The organism is Acidovorax sp. 94, assembly GCF_003634645.1.
Taxonomy (GTDB): Bacteria; Pseudomonadota; Gammaproteobacteria; order Burkholderiales; family Burkholderiaceae_C; genus Acidovorax; species Acidovorax facilis.
The window spans coordinates 5119045-5135280 of sequence record NZ_RBJA01000001.1 but is presented as its reverse complement, the minus strand read 5'-3'; the positions used below and the strand labels follow the sequence as shown (position 1 = coordinate 5135280).

Annotated in this window: 16 protein-coding genes and 1 tRNA gene; 3 read left to right on the top strand and 14 right to left on the bottom strand. The window is 62.2% G+C overall.

Going from position 1 to position 16236, the window contains the following annotated elements; genetic code table 11:
• Positions 1-76: 76 nt before the first annotated feature.
• The 5 genes from C8C94_RS23625 to C8C94_RS23605 all read right to left on the bottom strand — a co-directional run bounded on the left by C8C94_RS23625 (position 77) and on the right by C8C94_RS23605 (position 6669).
• Positions 77-547 (bottom strand): NUDIX domain-containing protein, encoded by a 471-nt coding sequence (locus C8C94_RS23625; RefSeq protein ID WP_121423053.1) that lies wholly within the window; start codon positions 545-547, stop codon positions 77-79.
• Positions 540-1412, bottom strand: coding sequence for an ATP-binding protein (locus C8C94_RS23620; protein ID WP_121422447.1), 873 nt, complete (start codon positions 1410-1412; stop codon positions 540-542). Before C8C94_RS23620 ends, C8C94_RS23625 begins: the two co-directional genes overlap by 8 nt.
• A gap of 56 nt (positions 1413-1468) precedes the next feature.
• Positions 1469-2698, bottom strand: a complete 1230-nt coding sequence (argJ, locus tag C8C94_RS23615; RefSeq protein WP_121422446.1) for a bifunctional glutamate N-acetyltransferase/amino-acid acetyltransferase ArgJ — start codon at positions 2696-2698, stop codon at positions 1469-1471.
• A 96-nt stretch (positions 2699-2794) separates the two neighbouring features.
• On the bottom strand, positions 2795-5548 hold the full coding sequence (secA, locus tag C8C94_RS23610) for a preprotein translocase subunit SecA (RefSeq protein ID WP_121422445.1): 2754 nt from the start codon (positions 5546-5548) through the stop codon (positions 2795-2797).
• A 137-nt stretch (positions 5549-5685) separates the two neighbouring features.
• Positions 5686-6669 (bottom strand): M23 family metallopeptidase, encoded by a 984-nt coding sequence (locus tag C8C94_RS23605; protein ID WP_228898777.1) that lies wholly within the window; start codon positions 6667-6669, stop codon positions 5686-5688.
• Positions 6670-6700: 31 nt separating this feature from the next.
• Between C8C94_RS23605 and C8C94_RS23600 the strand changes: the two genes are divergently transcribed.
• On the top strand, positions 6701-7000 hold the full coding sequence (locus C8C94_RS23600) for a hypothetical protein (RefSeq protein WP_055399197.1): 300 nt from the start codon (positions 6701-6703) through the stop codon (positions 6998-7000).
• A 46-nt stretch (positions 7001-7046) separates the two neighbouring features.
• Here the strand turns inward: C8C94_RS23600 and C8C94_RS23595 are convergent.
• The 6 genes from C8C94_RS23595 to petA all read right to left on the bottom strand — a co-directional run bounded on the left by C8C94_RS23595 (position 7047) and on the right by petA (position 11293).
• Positions 7047-7122 (bottom strand) — tRNA-Thr (locus C8C94_RS23595).
• A 51-nt stretch (positions 7123-7173) separates the two neighbouring features.
• Positions 7174-7725, bottom strand: a complete 552-nt coding sequence (locus C8C94_RS23590) for a ClpXP protease specificity-enhancing factor (protein ID WP_121423052.1) — start codon at positions 7723-7725, stop codon at positions 7174-7176.
• A gap of 48 nt (positions 7726-7773) precedes the next feature.
• The gene (locus C8C94_RS23585; RefSeq protein WP_007854512.1) at positions 7774-8385 is read right to left on the bottom strand and encodes a glutathione S-transferase N-terminal domain-containing protein; all 612 of its coding nucleotides are present in this window, start codon (positions 8383-8385) and stop codon (positions 7774-7776) included.
• A gap of 109 nt (positions 8386-8494) precedes the next feature.
• The gene (locus C8C94_RS23580) at positions 8495-9253 is read right to left on the bottom strand and encodes a cytochrome c1 (protein WP_055399199.1); all 759 of its coding nucleotides are present in this window, start codon (positions 9251-9253) and stop codon (positions 8495-8497) included.
• Between the two features lie 19 nt (positions 9254-9272).
• Positions 9273-10685: a cytochrome bc complex cytochrome b subunit gene (locus tag C8C94_RS23575; protein ID WP_121422443.1), complete on the bottom strand. Its 1413-nt coding sequence runs from the start codon at positions 10683-10685 to the stop codon at positions 9273-9275.
• A gap of 11 nt (positions 10686-10696) precedes the next feature.
• Positions 10697-11293 carry a ubiquinol-cytochrome c reductase iron-sulfur subunit gene (petA, locus tag C8C94_RS23570; RefSeq protein ID WP_055399203.1) on the bottom strand — a complete coding sequence of 199 codons (597 nt, stop codon included), beginning with the start codon at positions 11291-11293 and terminating at the stop codon, positions 10697-10699.
• 145 nt (positions 11294-11438) lie between these two features.
• Here petA and mscL point away from each other — a divergent pair, with 145 nt between their 5' ends.
• Entirely contained in the window at positions 11439-11870 is a 432-nt protein-coding gene (gene mscL / locus C8C94_RS23565; protein ID WP_055399204.1) for a large conductance mechanosensitive channel protein MscL, read from the top strand.
• Between the two features lie 182 nt (positions 11871-12052).
• Here the strand turns inward: mscL and pdxA are convergent, their stop codons facing one another.
• Both pdxA and C8C94_RS23555 read right to left on the bottom strand, forming a co-directional pair.
• Complete coding sequence (pdxA, locus tag C8C94_RS23560; protein WP_121422442.1) at positions 12053-13081, bottom strand: 4-hydroxythreonine-4-phosphate dehydrogenase PdxA; 1029 nt, start codon at positions 13079-13081, stop codon at positions 12053-12055.
• A 94-nt stretch (positions 13082-13175) separates the two neighbouring features.
• Positions 13176-13937 (bottom strand): Nif3-like dinuclear metal center hexameric protein, encoded by a 762-nt coding sequence (locus C8C94_RS23555; RefSeq protein ID WP_121423051.1) that lies wholly within the window; start codon positions 13935-13937, stop codon positions 13176-13178.
• A 122-nt stretch (positions 13938-14059) separates the two neighbouring features.
• Between C8C94_RS23555 and C8C94_RS23550 the strand changes: the two genes are divergently transcribed.
• Complete coding sequence (locus tag C8C94_RS23550; protein ID WP_121422441.1) at positions 14060-15211, top strand: S1C family serine protease; 1152 nt, start codon at positions 14060-14062, stop codon at positions 15209-15211.
• 224 nt (positions 15212-15435) lie between these two features.
• On the opposite strand, the gene tatC is transcribed toward C8C94_RS23550, so the two are convergent.
• On the bottom strand, positions 15436-16230 hold the full coding sequence (tatC, locus tag C8C94_RS23545; protein ID WP_121422440.1) for a twin-arginine translocase subunit TatC: 795 nt from the start codon (positions 16228-16230) through the stop codon (positions 15436-15438).
• Positions 16231-16236: the final 6 nt, after the last annotated feature.

Here is a 16236-nt window from a genome sequence, read left to right as displayed (position 1 = left end):
AGGATTTCAAACAAAATTGGGCTCTAGCGCGTACCAGTGAGGCGCTAGCAGCTATCAATTCAGCAGCAAACGAAAGTCATTCCGGCGAATATTCCAGGCCACGCTCTTCAGCGAGCCACTGCAGCACCGGGTAGGCACCGGGCAGCACCGGTGACACCGTCAGTGGCATCTGCTGCCACTCCATGGTCTGCCCTTCGCGCATTTCGAACTCGCCCGACCATTCCCAGACCTTGCACCAGTGCAAGCGCACCAGGGCATGTGGGTAGTCATGTTCCGTGACTTTCCAGACACTGGCAGCGCCGATGGTCACACCCAGCTCTTCCACCAGCTCTCTGCGCAGCGCCTGCTCCACAGTTTCGCCCGCTTCGACCTTGCCGCCCGGAAACTCCCAATACCCGGCATAAGGCTTTCCCGGCGGGCGTGTGGAGAGCAACATCGCGCCATCGGCCCGCAAGAGGATACCGACAGCCACCTCGGTGTGCTTGCGCGCCGTGGTCGCGGCCGGTGTTGCAGGCGCAGCAGCGGATACGGCCACAGAATCAACCATCGTGGCGCCCCGCATAGTCACGCGCAAACTGGTAGGCCACGCGGCCACTGCGCGAGCCGCGCTCCAGCGCCCAGACCAGCGCCTCGGGCCGGGCCGCAGCAATCGCGGCGCCAGAGACCCCGAAGGAGGCCAGCCACTGGGCGACGATGGTCAGGTACTCCTCCTGGCTGAAGGGGTAGAAGCTCACCCACAGGCCAAACCGCTCCGACAGTGAAATTTTTTCCTCCACCACTTCGCCGGGATGCACTTCGCCATCCTCGGTATGGGTGTACGTGAGGTTTTCGGCCATGTATTCGGGCAACAGGTGGCGCCGGTTGCTCGTGGCGTAGATCAGCACATTGGGGGTGGCGGCGGCCACCGATCCATCCAGGATCGACTTGAGCGCCTTGTAGCCGGGCTCGCCGTCTTCAAAGCTCAGGTCATCGCAGAAGATGATGAACTTCTCCGGCCGGTCGGCCACCACATCCACGATATCCGGCAGGTCGACCAGATCCGCCTTGTCCACCTCGATCAGGCGCAGGCCCTGCCCGGCGTACGCATTCAGACAGGCCTTGATGAGCGACGACTTGCCGGTTCCACGCGCACCGGTCAGCAGCACGTTGTTGGCGGGCTTGCCCAACACAAACTGCTCGGTGTTGCGCTGGATCTTTTCCTTTTGCCCGTCGATCTCTTTGAGATCCGCCAGCTGCATCGCGGCCACATGGCGCACGGGCTCCAGGGTGCCGTGGCCACTGCTGCGCTTGCGGTAACGCCAGGCGATGGACAAAGACCAGTCCGGCGCTCCCAGGGGCTGGGGCAGCACAGACTCGATGCGGGCGATCAGCTGCTCGGCCCGCTCGATCAGATGTTCAAATTTTTGATTCATTTCGGGCCTAGCGCTTATCTATCAAGCGCCAAAAGCTATCAAATTAGGAGCATTCTTTACGAACGATAGTCCGCATTGATCGTGACGTATTCGTGGCTGAAATCGCAGGTCCACACCGTGTCGGAGGCCTCGCCCCGGCCCAGCAGCACGCGCACTGTGATCTCGCTTTGCTTCATCACGCGCTGGCCGTCTTCCTCGCGGTAGGCGGGGTTGCGTCCGCCCTGAATGGCTACGTGTACGTCGTCCAGGTAGAGATCGATACCGGTCTGGTCGAGGTCGTCAATGCCCGCGTAGCCCACGGCCGCGAGGATGCGGCCCAGGTTTGGGTCGCTGGCATAGAACGCGGTTTTGACCAAGGGCGAATGGGCGATGGCGTAGGCCACCTTGCGGCACTCTTCGCCGGTCTTGCCACCTTCTACCTGCACGGTGATGAACTTGGTAGCGCCTTCGCCGTCGCGCACAATGGCCTGGGCGAGCTTTTGCGATACCGCCAGCATGGCGGCCTTGAGGGCTTGGCCCTCGGCGCTTGCCAGAGAAGTGATGGGCGCATGCGCGGCCTTGTTGGTCGCCACCACCACAAACGAATCGTTGGTGGAGGTGTCGCCATCGATGGTGACGCGGTTGAACGAGCCATCGGCCAACTCGCGGGCCAGCTGCTGCATGACGGCAGGGGCCACGCAAGCGTCCGTGGCCATGAAGCCGAGCATGGTGGCCATGTTGGGCCGGATCATGCCCGCGCCCTTGCTGATGCCGGTGATGGACACCGTCACGCCGCCGACCTGCGCCTGCGCAGAGAAGGCCTTCGGCAACGTGTCCGTGGTCATGATGCCTTCTGCGGCGCGGGCCCAGTGGCCCGGCTGCGCGTCGGCAATGGCGGCGGGCAGGCCAGCCTCGATGCGGTCGTTGGGCAACGGCTCCATGATCACGCCGGTGGAAAACGGCAGGATCTGCTCGGGCGCGACACTGAGCTGGCGCGCGAGGGCCACGCAGGTGGCGCGCGCACGCGCCAGGCCATCAGCGCCCGTGCCAGCGTTGGCATTACCGGTGTTGATCAGCATGGCGCGGATGGGCTGCCCGCTGGCAAGGTGGTCGCGGCTGATCTGCACCGGGGCAGCGCAAAAGCGGTTCTGCGTGAACACGCCCGCCACGCTGGCGCCCTCGTCCAGCAGGAACACGGTAAGGTCCTTGCGGTTGGCTTTGCGGACACCGGCTTCGGCAACACCGATGCGGACGCCAGCTATCGGGTGCAGATCGGCGGCAACGGGGGCAACTAGATTGACGGGCATGGAGGTCCTTCTCAAAAAACTGCGGCCGATTATCCGGAAAACCGTGGCACGCCAATGAAAACACGGGCCGAAGCCCGTGTTGTGTGGATCAGGAAATCAAGCAAGCTTGCCGTGGCACTGCTTGTACTTCTTGCCGCTGCCACAAGGACACGGATCATTGCGGCCCACGCGCATGCCCTCCGGCAGCGCCAAGTCCTGTGCCTGCGCATCCACCGTAGTTTCGACCTCACCCGTTTCAGTCGGCGCGGTATAGGTCACGTTGGCAATGCTTTCGCCGCGGCTTTCCATCTCTTGTGCGGCCTGGTCCAGCTGCTCCTGCGACTGCACCTGCACGGTCATGAGGATCTTGGTGACTTCGTTCTTGACCTGGTCGATCAGCTGGCGGAACAGCTCGAAGGCCTCGCGCTTGTATTCCTGCTTGGGTTGCTTCTGCGCATAGCCACGCAGGTGAATGCCCTGGCGCAGATAGTCCAGTGCGGAGAGGTGGTCGCGCCAATTGGAGTCGAAGCTCTGCAGCAGCACCATGCGCTCGAACTGCGTGAAGTTCTCGCGCCCAACCTGCGCCACCTTGGCGTCAAAAGAGGCATGGGCAGCGGCCAGCACCTTCTCCAGGATTTCATCGTCGGTGATGGCGCTGGCGCCCTGCACCACCTGCTGCAAGGCAATCGATACCTGCCATTCTTCGGCCAGCACCTTCTCCAGCGCGGCGAGGTCCCACTGCTCTTCCACCGATTCGGCGGGCACATACTGCCGCACCAGATCGGTCATGCAGTCTTCGCGCATGGCAGCGATCACATCGGACAGATCCGCCGCATTCAGGATGTCGTTGCGTTGCTGATAGATCACCTTGCGCTGGTCGTTGGACACATCGTCGTATTCCAGCAGCTGTTTGCGGATGTCGAAGTTGCGGGCTTCCACCTTGCGCTGGGCCGACTCGATGCTGCGCGTCACGATGCCGGCTTCGATGGCTTCGCCATCGGGCATCTTCAGGCGGTCCATGATGGCCTTGACGCGGTCGCCCGCGAAGATGCGCATCAGGGAATCGTCCAGGCTCAGGTAGAAACGCGACGAGCCGGGGTCGCCCTGACGGCCCGAGCGGCCGCGCAACTGGTTGTCGATGCGGCGGGACTCATGGCGCTCGGTCGCAATGATGCGCAAGCCACCCAGTTCCTTGACCTTCTCGTGATCGATCTTCCACTGTTCGCGCAACGCCGCCACCTTGGCAGCGCGCTCCGTTTCAGACAGGGTCTCGTCGGCCTCGATGGCCGCCACATCCTTTTCAATGTTGCCGCCCAGCACGATGTCGGTCCCGCGACCGGCCATGTTGGTCGCGATGGTGATCATGCCCGCACGGCCTGCCTGGGCCACGATGTCCGCTTCCCGTGCATGCTGCTTGGCGTTCAGCACCTGGTGCGGCAGGCCTTCCTTGTTCAGGAGCTGGTCGATGATTTCAGAGTTCTCGATCGACGTGGTGCCCACCAGAACGGGCTGGCCGCGCTCGTGGCATTCACGGATGTCCTTGATGGCGGCTTCGTATTTCTCGCGCGTGGTCTTGTAAACGCGGTCCAGTTGGTCGTCGCGGCGGCTGGGGCGGTTCGGCGGGATGACCACGGTTTCCAGGCCGTAGATTTCCTGGAACTCGTAAGCCTCGGTATCGGCCGTGCCGGTCATGCCGGCGAGCTTGTTGTACAGGCGGAAATAGTTCTGGAAGGTGATCGAAGCCAGCGTCTGGTTTTCGGCCTGGATGTTCACGCCTTCCTTGGCTTCCACGGCCTGGTGCAGGCCTTCGCTCCAGCGGCGGCCCGACATCAGGCGGCCGGTGAACTCGTCCACGATCACGATCTCACCGTTTTGCACCACATAGTGCTGGTCGCGGTGATACAGGTGGTTGGCACGCAGCGCTGCATACAGATGGTGCATCAGCGTGATGTTGGCCGGGTCGTACACCGAGACCCCCTCGGCAATCAGGCCCTGGCTGGCCAGGATGCGCTCAGCGCTCTCGTGGCCCTGCTCGGTCAGGAACACCTGGTGCGTCTTCTCGTCCAGCGTAAAGTCGCCAGGCTTGGTCACGCCTTCACCCGTGCGCGGGTCGGCTTCGCCTTCCTGGCGCACCAGCAGGGGCACCACCTTGTTCATGGCGATGTACATCGCCGTATGGTCTTCGGCCTGGCCGCTGATGATCAGCGGTGTGCGGGCTTCGTCGATCAGGATCGAGTCCACCTCATCGACGATGGCGAAGTTCAGGCCTTGCTGCACGCGGTCCTGCGCTTCGTAGACCATGTTGTCGCGCAGGTAGTCAAAGCCGTATTCGTTGTTGGTACCGTAAGTGATGTCAGCGCGGTAGGCTTCCTGCTTTTGCTCGCGCGGCATGTTGGGCAGGTTGATGCCCACCGTGAGGCCCAGGAAGTTGTACAGCCGCCCCATCCACTGCGCATCGCGGTTGGCGAGGTAGTCGTTCACGGTCACCACGTGCACACCCTTGCCCGACAGGGCATTGAGGTACACGGGCAAGGTAGCGGTGAGGGTCTTGCCCTCGCCCGTCCGCATTTCGGAGATCTTGCCAAAGTGCAATGCCATGCCACCCAGCAGCTGCACATCAAAGTGCCGCATCTTCATGATGCGCTTGGAGCCCTCGCGCACCACGGCAAAGGCTTCGGGCAGGATGTCATCCAGCGATTCGCCCTTGGCCACTCGCTCCTTGAACTCCTGCGTCTTGGCCTTGAGCTGCTCGTCCGACAGTTTCTCGTAGTCGGGCTCCATCGCGTTGATGCGGGTCACCGTCTTGCGGTACTGCTTGAGGAGCCGGTCGTTGCGGCTGCCGAATAGTTTGGTGAGGAAGTTGGTGGCCATGCGAACAGGACCGCCTGCCCCGCTGCAAGCAGCGCGTCAAGCGACCGAAATCCCTAAGATGAATTGAGTTCAGGTGGGTCCATCACCAAGGATTGCAAGCACTGCAATCCCGGGCCGTGAACACCGGACCCGCGATTTTACCTGCCCGCTGCAGGTGTGGCCGGCTGGCCGGGCGATGCGTGCGGCTGGATCGCCGCAACCTGCGCGCCCGCAGCCGTGCCACCAGCGCTGAGAAACTTCTGTGGGTCCTGGAAAACCCCTTGCACCAGCACCTCAAAGTGAAGGTGGGGACCGGTGGAACGCCCTGTGGTTCCCACTTCGGCAATCTTCTGGCCACGGCGTACGATGTCGCCCTGCTTGACCAAGGTGCGCGATGCGTGGGCGTAGCGCGTGACCAGCTGGTTGCCGTGGTCCACCTCGATCATGTTGCCGTAAGCCGGATGGTATTCCTGCGTCACGACTACACCCCCCGCAGCTGCCAAGATCGGTGTTCCGGTATCTGCCTGAAAATCCAGGCCCGTGTGCAAGGCCGACTGGCCGGTGATTGGGTCTACGCGCCAGCCAAACGCCGAGCCCGGCACCCGTCCGGTGACAGGCGCATGGGTAGGAATCATCTTCTTGCGGATGTGCTGGTCAAAAAGGCGCGATTCGAGCACGGTCATCAAATCCACACGCTGGTTGGTCAGGCGCTCCAGCTCGTCAAGGGTGGATTGCAGTTCCTCCATGGAGAGATTGCGTGCACTGACCAACACCCCTCCACGCCCATCGGACTTCTGGACATCGGCCGGCGCCATGCCTGCAAGGCCCAGCACGCGGTCGCCCAAGGATTCCAGCTGCACCATGCGGGCCTGCATCTCGCCAACGCGGCGGGCCATGGCATCCAGATTGGCACGCATGAAACGGTCCCGCTCTGCAAACTCGTCCTTGACGACCAACCGTACCAATGACCCCACAATCGGCCAGCCTTCACGCGCGCCCTTGAGAAACACCCAGTGGTACAGCGTCGCAGCCACTAGCATGAGGCACAGCGACAGCAAGAGCCCTGCAAGGATCAGGCGGGTGCCCGACAAGTGAATGGCCCGGCTGCGCGCCAGCCTGGCGTCCGTGATAATCAGATGCACTACGAATTCTCCACGCCCGAAGACGCACACCATGAACCGCCGCCACTACGCCGTCACCCTGCAGCAAGCCAGCGAGGACTCTCCCACGCTGGCCAAGCTCACAGCGCTGACACGCGACTCCAGTGATCGGCTCAAGGCCATTGAAATGCTGATTCCTGCGGCGCTGCGCCCAGCGATCCAGGCCGGCCCCATTGATGGAGACTCCTGGTGCCTGCTGGTCAAAAGCAATGCCGCCGCGGCAAAAATACGCCAACTGCTGCCTGCTTTGCAGGCGCATTTGCGCAGCCGGGGGTGGGAGGTTAACGCGATTCGCCTGAAAGTTCAAACCTGACGGTCAACGCCAGGATCAGGGAATGCGGGGAGGAACAGGAGAAAACTGGTGCCGGTTGTCGGAATCGAACTGACGACCTACCGCTTACAAGGCGGGTGCTCTACCAACTGAGCTAAACCGGCGAAGGCTGCATTTTATCGTGGAAAAAGCAGCCTCAAAAAAACAAGGGGCGGTTATTTCACCCGCTTGAGCGATGGCCGAGCGCCACCCGCAGCCGGAGGTGGTCGCGGCGCGTCACCCCCTTCGTCGCCATCTTTCCTGCCGTCATCCGCAGATACCAGCTGCACCACGCGGTCCTCGGAAGTTTGCGCTCCACTTGCAGCAGAAGCATCTTCAGAAGACACCGCTTCTGCCAGCACGGGAGCGATGGCCCCGGCAGCAGCTGCACCACCAGCAAGCACATCCACCGGGGGTGGAAACGCCATACCCTGCCCGTTTTCACGGGCATAAATGGCGATCACCCTCCCCACCGGCACGAGGATCTCACGCGGCTTGCCGCCAAACCGGGCCTTGAACTCGATGAAATCGTTGCCCAGTTGCAAGGCACTCGTCGCATCAAAACTGATGTTCAGGACGATCTCACCATCCTTCACGTATTCACGCGGCACCTGCACCGAATCATCGACACGCACCGCCACATACGGCGTCAGCCCGTTGTCGGTGCACCACTCGTACAAGGCACGAATGAGGTACGGGCGTGTGGACGTGGATTCCTGTGCGGTCATGAAGGTGAAAGGCAACTGCTGTGGATAGGGAGCGGGGCAGGCCGCAAGTTACTTGCGCATGACCTTCTCGGATGGGGTCAACGCCTCGATGTACGCAGGGCGCGAGAAGATGCGTTCTGCATACTTGAGCAGCGGAGCTGCATTCTTGCTGAGGTCGATGCCATAGTAGTCGAGGCGCCACAGCAGCGGGGCAATGGCCACGTCGAGCATGGAGAAGTTGTCGCCCAGCATGTACTTGTTCTTGAGGAACACAGGAGCCAGCTGCGTCAGGCGGTCACGGATGTGCGCACGCGCCTTTTCCAGCGCCTTTTCGTTGCCCTTGGTCGCGCGCGACTCCAGGATGTTCACGTGCACGAACAGCTCCTTCTCGAAGTTGAGCAGGAACAGGCGCACACGGGCGCGGTCTACGGGGTCGCCGGGCATCAGCTGGGGATGGGGGAAGCGCTCGTCGATGTACTCGTTGATGATGTTCGACTCGTACAGGATCAGATCGCGCTCGACCAGAATGGGAACCTGGCCGTAGGGGTTCATCACGCTGATGTCTTCGGGCTTGTTGTACAGGTCCACATCGCGGATTTCAAAGTCCATGCCCTTTTCGAACAAGACAAAACGGCAGCGGTGGGAGAAGGGACAGGTCGTACCCGAGTAAAGCACCATCATGGTGGGAGGCTCCTAAAAATCAAAAGAGTGGGACGCCAAAAGCGCCCACTCTGCAAAAAAACCAAGGCACCCCGAAGGGTGCTTTCAATGGAATTGACTGCTGCGCGCGTTACTTCACATCTTTCCAGAAGGCTGCGTTGAGCCTCCAGGCAATCACCGTGAACACACCCAAGAAAATCAGCACCCAGACACCCACGCGCTTGCGGGTGTTTTGCGCGGGTTCTGCCATCCACTGCATGTAGTTCACCAGGTCACCCACGGTCTGGTCGTACTGCAGCGGGGTCATCAGACCAGGCCTGACCTGCTCCCAACCCTTGAAAACCTGGGTCTTGTGACCATGGCTTTCGTGCTCTTCAAACACTGGGCGGCGATCACCCTGCAGCTCCCACAACACGTGGGGCATGCCAACGTTGGGGAACACGAGGTTGTTCCAGCCGGTCGGCTTGGTTTCGTCGCGGTAGTAAGTACGCAGGTAGGTGTACAGGTAATCCGCACCCGAACCACCCGCGCCAGCACGCGAACGGGCGATCACGGTCAGATCGGGGGGATTGGCACCAAACCAGGCCTTGGCCTGCTTGGGATCAATCGCCGCCTTCATGGTTTCGCCGACCTTGTCCGTAGTGAACAGCAGATTGTCCTTGACCTGCTGATCGGTCAAACCGATGTCTTTCAGGCGATTGAACCGCATGAACGCTGCAGAGTGGCAATTCAGGCAATAGTTGACGAAAACCTTGGCGCCATTTTGCAGCGACGCCAGATCGTTCGTCTTGACGGGGGCCTTGTCCAGCGGAATGCCACCGCCCGCAGCCAGTGCAGAGCCAGCAGCCAGACCCAGGGCGGCCACCAGCGTGAGGATGATTTTCTTCATTGTTGTTATCTCCTGGGGCTCAGTGCGCCACAAAGGTCACGCGGTCAGGCACGGCCTTGGCCTCGCCAATACGGCTCCACCAGGGCATCAGCAGGAAGAACCCAAAGTAGAACAGCGTACCCACCTGCGACACACGTTCGCCAATGGGCGAAGGGGGTTGCACACCCAGGTAGCCCAGGATCAGGAAGATGATCACGAACACGCCATACAGGTACTTGTGCCAGTCGGGACGGTAGCGGATCGACTTCACCGGGCTGTGGTCCAGCCAGGGCAGGAAGAACAGGATGATCACGGCACCACCCATCACCACCACACCCCAGAACTTGGCGTCGATCGACAGCATCAGCACCACCGCCACGACGGCGGCACCGGCGATACCGGCCTTGATGAAACTGGGCAACTTGGCCTTGAACACACCAAAGGCAGCACCCGCCAGCACACACAGCACCAGAACGTACATCATCTCGGTCGTGATGGCACGCAGCATCGAGTAGAACGGTGTGAAGTACCAGACCGGCGCGATGTGCAACGGCGTCACCAGCGGATCGGCCGGGATGAAGTTGTTGTACTCCAGGAAGTAGCCACCAAACTCAGGAGCAAAGAACACCACGGCCGTGAACGCCATCAGGAACATGCTCAGCGCGAAGATGTCGTGCACCGTGTAGTAGGGATGGAAAGGCACGCCATCGAGCGGCTTGCCATTGGCATCCTTGGGCGCCTTGGGGCCCTTGATTTCCACGCCATCGGGGTTGTTGGAACCCACGTCGTGCAACGCCAGCAAATGGGCAACCACCAGACCCAGCAGGACCAGAGGCACGGCGATCACGTGGAAGCTGAAGAAGCGGTTCAGCGTCGCATCGCCCACCACGAAGTCGCCACGGATCAGCAAGGCCAGATCAGGACCAATGAAGGGAATGGCAGCGAACAGGTTCACGATCACCTGGGCGCCCCAGTACGACATCTGGCCCCAGGGCAGCAGATAGCCCATGAAGGCCTCGGCCATCAGGCACAGGAAGATGGCGCAGCCGAAGATCCAGACCAGTTCGCGCGGCTTGCGGTAGCTGCCGTAGATGAGGCCACGGAACATGTGGAGGTACACCACCACAAAGAACGCTGAGGCGCCTGTGGAGTGCATGTAGCGGATCAGCCAGCCCCAGGGCACATCGCGCATGATGTACTCGACCGAAGCAAACGCCAGGCTGGCGTCGGGCTTGTAGTGCATGACCAGGAAGATGCCGGTCACGATCTGGATCACCAGCACAACGAGGGCCAGCGAGCCGAAGATGTACCAGAAGTTGAAGTTCTTCGGAGCGTAGTACTCCGACATGTGCACCTTGTAGGCGTCAAAAGCGGTCGGGAAGCGGTTCTCGAACCAGTTCGTGACCTTGGCGCCTGCCGAGGCGTTGGGGGAGATTTCCTTGAATTCAGCCATGTCGATTTACCTCAGGCCTTCTTGTCTTCGCCGATCAACAGCAGCGTGTCGGACAGGTACATGTGCGGCGGCACTTCCAGGTTGTCAGGCGCCGGCTTGTTTTTGAAGACCCGGCCAGCCACGTCGAACGTGGAGCCGTGGCAGGCGCACAGGAAGCCACCGTGCCAGTCGTCTGGCAGCGAGGGCTGTGGGCCGGTCTGGAACTTGTCTCCGGGCGAGCAACCCAGGTGGGTGCAGATGCCCACGCCCACAAACACTTCCGGCTTGATCGAACGGTGCTGGTTCTTGGCGTACTCGGGGGTGGGGTACGTCTTGCGATCCGACTTGGGATCGGCCAGCTGCGATTCCGTCTGAGCGAGAGACTCCAGCTGCTGGGGAGTGCGCTTCAGGATCCACACAGGCTTGCCACGCCATTCAACGGTCAGCTTTTCGCCGGGCTGAAGGGCGGAGATGTCCACCTCTACAGCGGCACCGGCCGCTCTGGCTTTTTCCGAAGGCTGAAAACTACTGACGAAAGGCACTGCAACTGCCACTCCGCCAGCGGCACCGGCACATCCGGACGCAATCAGCCACGTCCTTTTACTGGTGTCGACTGGTGTGTCACTCATGGGGATCCTCGGTAAACATCGCTATTGTTGGGTCAACCGCGAATTGTAGCGGAGTGAAAATGGTTATTTCAAAGTGGGTGACTGTCTTGACAGGGCACCGCGCCGGGCAATACTCAGGCATCACCATTCAAACAAGGAGCACACCATGGGGATGATGCAGGAGTTCAGGGAGTTTGCGGTCAAGGGCAATGTGATCGACCTTGCCGTCGGCGTGATCATTGGAGGGGCGTTCGGCAAGATTGTGGATTCGGTCGTGTCCGACCTGATCATGCCGGTGGTGGGGCTGGTGTTCGGCAAACTCGACTTTTCCAACCTCTTCGTGGTGCTGGGGTCCGTGCCACCGGGCACGGCCATGACGCTGGATGCCCTCAAGAAGGCGGGCGTGCCGGTGTTTGCCTATGGCAACTTCCTGACCGTGGCCGTCAACTTCATCATTCTGGCGTTCATCATCTTCATGATGATCAAGCAGATCAATCGCCTCAAGCGCGAAGCCCCTGCGCCAGCCCCCGAAGCCCCAGCCGCGCCCGCCGAAGACATCGTCCTGTTGCGCGAGATCAGAGATAGCTTGAAAAAATAACGCCCCTTTGAGTCGCTACGCGCCTTCCCCCTGAAGGGGGACGCCGCCAGCGGGGCGGAGTGGCCCATGCGCGGTGGCTGCTGGCTCGGGGCGCGCCAGTTTGAAGCCCCATCCCTCAACAATCCGCTATCGAATTGATAGTTTTTTGTTTTTGCGCTTAGCCACAGCGCCATGGGACTGTTTCATCCACAAAGGGTCCGCGCCATGCGCACGGCCTCGATGAGGCTTGCAGCATCGGCAATACCCTGCCCCGCTATGTCAAACGCGGTGCCGTGGTCGGGGCTGGTGCGCACCAGGGGCAGGCCCAGGGTCACGTTCACCCCCTTGTCCACCCCGAGGTACTTCACCGGGATAAGCCCCTGGTCGTGGTACATGGCAATGACCACGTCGAACTCTCCAGCGCGATGGGGCGTACTGCGCGCGCGCATGAACACCGTGTCAGGAGCGAAGGGCCCCTGTACATCCAGCCCCTGCGCGCGCGCAGCGGCGATGGCCGGCGCAATCACCTCGGCTTCCTCGTTACCGAACAGCCCGCCCTCGCCCGCGTGGGGATTGAGCCCCGCCACCGCGATGCGCGGCGCCCGCCCCAGGCTGCGCACCAGGGCAGCGTGCGTGATTTGCAACGTCTGCAGGACGTTGTCCGTGGTGACCGCCGCAATGGCATCACGCAGCGACATGTGGATACTGACCAGCACCGTACGCAGCTCGTCGCTGGCGAGCATCATGCGCACGGGCATTTGCACCAGCGATACCCCCTGGTGCGCGGCGGCCTCGGCCTGCAGCAGCTCGGTGTGGCCCGGAAATGCCACGCCCGCTGCCGCCAAGGCCTCCTTGTGCAAGGGCCCCGTGACCAGCCCCGCCACCTCGCCCCGCAGCGCCGCGCGGGCGGCCCAGACCACGCTGTCTGCGGCGGCACGGCCAGCGGCGGCGCTAACCTGCCCCCAGGGCTGCGGGCCAGGAATGCCTGGCAACTGCAACACCGGAACACAGCGGGGCGGCACGTCCAGCACATCGGCGGGCGCAGCAATCTGTGCCACGGGTACCATGGGCACGCCGGGCCGCACGATGGCCTGGGCCGCACGCCGCAAGGTGGCGACATCGCCCACCACGAAGCAACCCACCAAATCGGCTGGCGCATCGCGAAAGGCCTTGGCCACGATTTCGGGGCCGATGCCGGCAGGATCACCCTGGGTAATGGCGAGAGGCTTCATGGAAGTTTGATTTCAGATAAAAAGTGACCCTAGCGCTTTATTGATAAGCGCAAGTAGCTATTATTTTTATAGCTAAAACCCAGGCTACCAGCGATCAGGCAGGATTGTCGATCTCGATGAATTGGTGGCCCAGACCCAACTGCCCTGCAACCTGCGCCGCCACTGCTGGTGCGCCATAACGCTCGGTCGCGTGGTGCCCTGCTGCGATAAAACCCACCCCCATCTCGCGGGCCAGATGCGCCTGGGGCTCGGAAATCTCGCCGGTGATGAACACGTCGGCCCCAGCCGCAATCGCCGCCTCGAAGTAGCCCTGCGCGCCTCCTGTGCACCAGGCCACGCGGCAGACTGGCCGCTGCGCAGCAGCGCCTTCCGGCGCCACCCAGGTGACGGCACGGCCCAGGGCCTGCGCGACATGGTCTGCCAGGGCCTGCCCATCGGCAAACGCGGCAGGCCCGGCAAAACCCAGGTCGCTCTCGCCAAACCGCGCGTCGGCCACGAGCCCCAGCACCCGGCCTAGCTGGGCGTTGTTGCCCAGCTCCGGGTGGGCATCCAGCGGCAGGTGGTAGGCAAACAGGTTGATGTCATGCGCGAGCAGCAACTGCAAACGCTGCTTCATCCAGCCCGTCACCCGGCCGTCTTGCCCGCGCCAGAACAGGCCATGGTGCACGAAGATGGCATCCGCTTGGGCAGCAATGGCCGCGTCGATCAGGGCGCGGCTGGCCGTCACGCCGCTGACGATGCGGCTGATCTCGGCCTTGCCCTCCACCTGCAAGCCGTTGGGGCCATAGTCCTTGAAGCGCTCGGGTTGCAGCAGGCTGTCAAACGCCTGCAAAAGTTTGGTGCGGGAAATGCTCATGCAGCTATTGTCGCGCGTGGCCCACGCCCACACATGGGGGACAATGCTTTTCTCCGGGAGGCAGCCGTGGCATGCGCACCGCCCGCCACCCCTTCTCCAGCCCATCACCTGTACAGAATTTCATGAAACGCATCTGGCTGTTGTTCTCGCAGGCCGTCACGGTGTTCGTTGCGGCCTACTTCGTTGTCGCCACCCTGCAGCCGAGCTGGCTGGGCCGCGGCGCCACCACACGCTCCGGCGCGGGCATTGCGCTGCTCGAAGCACCCCCTGCCCCGGCCAATGCGCAACCTGCGGCGGGCAGCTTCAGCGCTGCGGCGCGCCAGGCGGCGCCGGCGGTGGTCAGCATCAACACCAGCAAAGCCGTGCGCCATCCGCGCAGCAACGACCCCTGGTTCCAGTTCTTCTTTGGCGACCAGGGTGCCCAGGCGCAGGCCGGGCTGGGCAGCGGGGTGATCGTGAGCCCCGACGGCTACATCCTGACCAACAACCACGTAGTGGAAGGCGCCGACGAGATCGAAGTGACGCTGACCGACAGCCGCCGCGCCCGCGCCCGCGTGATCGGCACCGACCCTGACACCGACCTGGCCATCCTCAAGATCGAACTCGACAAGCTGCCCGTCATCGTGCTGGGCAACTCGGACGTACTCGCCGTGGGCGACCAGGTGCTGGCCATCGGCAACCCGTTTGGCGTGGGCCAGACGGTGACCAGCGGCATCGTGAGCGCGCTGGGCCGCACACAGCTCGGGATCAACACCTTCGAGAACTTCATCCAGACCGATGCGGCCATCAACCCCGGCAACTCGGGCGGCGCGCTGGTGGATGTAAATGGCAACCTCATGGGCATCAACACGGCCATCTACTCGCGCTCGGGCGGCAGCATGGGCATCGGCTTTGCAATCCCCGTGTCTACGGCCCGCATGGTGCTGGATGGCATCGTGCAGGACGGCCAGGTCACACGCGGCTGGATTGGCGTGGAGCCCAACGAACTCTCACCCGAACTGGCAGAAACCTTCGGCGTGAAAGCCACCGAGGGCGTGATCATCACCGGCGTGCTGCAGGACGGCCCCGCCGCCCAGGCGGGCATGCGGCCCGGCGATGTGATCGTGCGGGTTGAAGGTAGGAAGGTGAGCAATGTGTCCGAGTTGCTGACCGCCGTGGCGGGGCTCAAGCCCGGCACTGCGGCACCATTCAACGTGCAGCGTGGCGACAAGATGGTGGAACTGAGCATCAGCCCCGGCGTGCGTCCCAAGCCTCAGCGCAATGTGAGGCGGTAAGCCTACTCTGAGCCGCTGCGCGTTTTCCCCAAAGGGAGACGCCTCCAGCGGCCTCGCAAAGCCGGTTCCGCGGTGGCACTGGTATTGGGCACGCGCCAGTTTTTAGGGGCTGCGCGCAGAACACTGCGACATGGCCGCTGATGCGACCCGTCAGCTATTAAAAATATAGCTTGGAGCGCTTATCCAACAAGCGCTAGAGCTCATTTTCACGAGAAACTCAACCTTCAGGCGTTGGAGGCGGGCTCGCTACCCTCTTCCGGGGCTTTGGTGTGCTTGATGAAGATCTGCGCCGCCCAGATGCCCACCTCGTACAGCAGACACATGGGGATCGCCAGCGACAGCTGCGACACCACATCGGGCGGCGTGACGATGGCAGCGATCACAAAGGCGATCACGATGAAATAGCCACGAAACTCCCGCAGCTTCTGCACGCTCACGATGCCCATGCGGGCCAGCACCACCACGGCAATCGGCACCTCGAAGGACAAGCCAAACGCCAGGAACATCGACAGCACAAAGCTCAGGTAGGCCTCGATGTCTGGCGCGGCGGTGATGCTCTTGGGCGCAAAGCTCTGGATAAACGCAAACACCTGGCCAAACACCAGGTAGTAGCAAAACGCCACCCCGATGAAGAACAGCAGCGTGCTGGAGATCACGAGCGGCAGCACCAGCTTCTTTTCGTGCGAATACAGGCCAGGCGCCACAAAGGCCCACACCTGCCACAGCACAAACGGCAGTGCCAGCAAAAAGGCCGACATCAACAAGATCTTGAGCGGCACCATGAACGGCGAGATCACCGACGTGGCGATCAGCGTGGCGCCCTTGGGAAGGTGGGCCACCAGCGGCGCCGCCAGAAAGTCATACAGCGCGCCAGGGCCAGGGAAGAAGAACAAAATCGCCGCCGCAATCGCGATGGCAATGATGGCCTTGACCATCCGGTCGCGCAGCTCCATCAGGTGCTGCACAAACGGCTGCTCGGTACCGGCCAGCTCGTCTTCTTTGGAAGGGGTTTCGGACATGTTGGG